This is a genomic window from Ideonella sp. P3_A4, assembly GCF_056403075.1.
On record NZ_JBFUGE010000789.1, the window covers coordinates 1 to 2,454 of the forward strand.

Consider the following 2,454-nt stretch of genomic DNA (forward strand, 5'->3'; position numbering starts at 1 on the left):
GACGTGAACGCCGTGACACCGCCGCCCAGCACAAAGCCGGTGCCGTTGTCGGGCGTGATCAGCTTCAGCGCGTCGGCCTTCAGCACGCCGCCGGCCGGCAGCGCCTTGGCATAGACCATCGCCAGTTGACCGGCGCGCGGCGTGGCCCCCAGCGGCAGCACGTCGGCGGCTCGGTAGTCGACCGTCATGTCGTTGAACTTGAAACGCTGCGTGTCGAGGTTCAGCTCCTTGATCACGCCACCGACCTTGATGCCCTTACCCAGCTCGGTCTTGGGCTTGCGCTCGACCCGCGTCGCCAGCAGGCTCTTGTCGTCTTGCACGGTGCCGTGCACTTCGACTGCGTCGCCCAACGCCAGCGAAGTGAAGCTGGCCACGCCGGCGAATACCGTGCGGCCTTCACCCTCGGTGCGAACAACAATCTTCTGGCCATAGACAGTGAAGCTGCGGCTGTCGAAGTTCAGGCTGCCGATCGGGCCGAAGACGCTCGGCTGGATCGTTACCTCGCTGGCACTCGAGCCAGCGGCCTGGATGGTGACGCGCATGCCCAGTTGCAGCTGGTTGGCGCTGACGTCGGTCGGTGCGGCCGGGTCGGCTTCCGAGCGGACGCGGGCCTGCGTGGTGTCATAGGCCACGCCGTCGACGCTGAGCTGCCCCAGGCCGGTCACGGTACCGGTCAGTTGCTGCGCGCTCTGGCGGCTGTCGGCCTCAGACGTTTGCCGCTCAGCGGCGGGCGTCGGGTCGCCACCGCCGCAGGCGGCCAAGGCGAAGAGCAAGGCCGCGCTGAGTGCCGACAGGCCAAAGTGGGACAGGAGATGTTGAGAACGGGTTTTCATGGAAGCTCCGAAGGTGTCAAAAAGGAGCCCATGAAAGAACGGAGGCGTGCACCAGGTCTGGCGGTCCGGCTGCCATGGACAAGTGAAACCTGTCGGTAGGCCCGTTGACTTTGCGCCCCCACCTTTCGATGGGTTTGCCCAAACGATTCAGTCAATGTGACTTTTCGTTTCAGACGTGTGCACTGTATTCAGCGACGTTCGCGGTCGGTCGACGATCCGACCGGCGGCCGGCCGATGGCGACGAATGGCGCGCCACCGCCTGAAGGCTGTGAACTGGTTTGCAAACCGTCGCCCGCGGCACCCCGCTCGGCCTCAAAAAGGGCACATCAAGACGCGTCGGACGGGGTCGGCACCCCAAGGTTGACGCCCGCTTGTCCCTCGACTGGGGCTCGTGCGCCGGCCGCCCGCATGGCCATGCTTATGCGTCCCTGATGCGCGGTCGACGAAGCTGGTGGCAACAGGACGACGGCCAGGCTGACCCCGCCGCCCTCCCGCTTCCGCAGGCACCTGCGGCATCCGGGCCTTGAGGCCAGCCGTGTTGTGGCGGGGTGCTTTGCCCGCCGATGAAAGGCGCGCCATGCCCTCGCTCACCGAATTCCAACTTCTCCCCTTGACCACGGTCGCCGGCCAGCCGCAGTTACCGCAGGCCAGCCAGACCGCCACCCTCACCGACGCGGCGGTCAGCCAGATGACCGACCTGCGCCTGGCCCCTTGCGTCAAGGTCGACCATCGTGACGGCATCGCGCCGACGCTGCATGTGATGCACCGCGCCGGCGTGCGCATGGCCTTCGTCACCGGCATCGCCGGCGAGCTGATCGGCCTGGTCACCTCCGACGACCTGCAGGGCGAACGGCCGATGCTGCGGGCGATGGCCGACCATGTCTGCGTCGAAGAACTGACGCTCGACCAGGTGATGACACCACGCTCCGAGTGGCGAGTCGTCGACGCCTGGCAGATCGAGCATTGCCGGCTCGGCAACGTGGCCGCGACGATGCGCGAACACGGCCTGCGCTACCTGCTGGTGGTCGACCGCGACGCCGGCAGCACCCAGATCCGCGGCTTGTTCTCGGCCCGCCGGCTCGAGCTGGTGCTGGGCGTCGAGCTCGGTTCGGGCCCGCTGACGCGCAGCTTCGCCGAGCTGGAGGCGGTGCTGGTGCGCTGACGCCCACCAGCATGGCGGGGTAAGCTCGCGCGCCGATCTTTCGTTGCGCGCAGCGCCCGCCCCTTGTCGACGACGCCCTCGCCACCACCCCAGCGCATCCAGATCATCGGCGCGTCCTGCGCCGGCAAGACCACGCTCGGCCACGCGCTGGGCGCGCGCCTGGGCCTGCCGTTCACCGACATCGACGACCTGTGGTGGTCGCCCGGCTGGATCGAGGCTGGCCACAGCAGCCTGCGTCGGCGGCTCGAACCGCTCGCCGCCTCGCCGGCCTGGGTCATCGGCGGCAACTACTTCGCCAGCAGCGAGCCGGTGCTGTGGCCGCGGCTGCAGTGGCTGATCGTGCTGGACTTCCCGCTCGGCCTGCTGACGCGCCGGGCGCTGTGGCGCACCGTGCGCCGCGCCGCCACTGGCGAGCCCTGTTGCAACGGCAACCGCGAGCAGTGGCTGCGGCTGCTGCAC

Annotated in this window: 3 protein-coding genes and 1 riboswitch; of the genes, 2 read left to right on the forward strand and 1 reads right to left on the reverse strand. The window is 68.5% G+C overall.

The features are described from left to right. On the reverse strand, positions 1 to 833 hold an 833-nt coding region (locus AC1DYI_RS32735), incomplete at its 3' end, for a DUF5666 domain-containing protein (protein WP_477208283.1). A 56-nt stretch (positions 834 to 889) separates the two neighbouring features. After that, positions 890 to 982: riboswitch (cyclic di-GMP riboswitch) on the reverse strand. Between the two features lie 428 nt (positions 983 to 1,410). Here AC1DYI_RS32735 and AC1DYI_RS32740 point away from each other — a divergent pair. After that, positions 1,411 to 1,995, forward strand: a complete 585-nt coding sequence (locus AC1DYI_RS32740; protein ID WP_477208284.1) for a CBS domain-containing protein — start codon at positions 1,411 to 1,413, stop codon at positions 1,993 to 1,995. Between the two features lie 63 nt (positions 1,996 to 2,058). Further along, a partial coding sequence (locus tag AC1DYI_RS32745; RefSeq protein WP_477208285.1) for a P-loop NTPase family protein occupies positions 2,059 to 2,454 on the forward strand: 396 nt, incomplete at its 3' end.

What these genes read in the sequence shown, in the direction of transcription:
- AC1DYI_RS32740 (WP_477208284.1), top strand. Translation starts at nt 1,411, where the DNA reads ATGCCCTCGCTCACCGAATTCCAACTTCTCCCCTTGACCACGGTCGCC.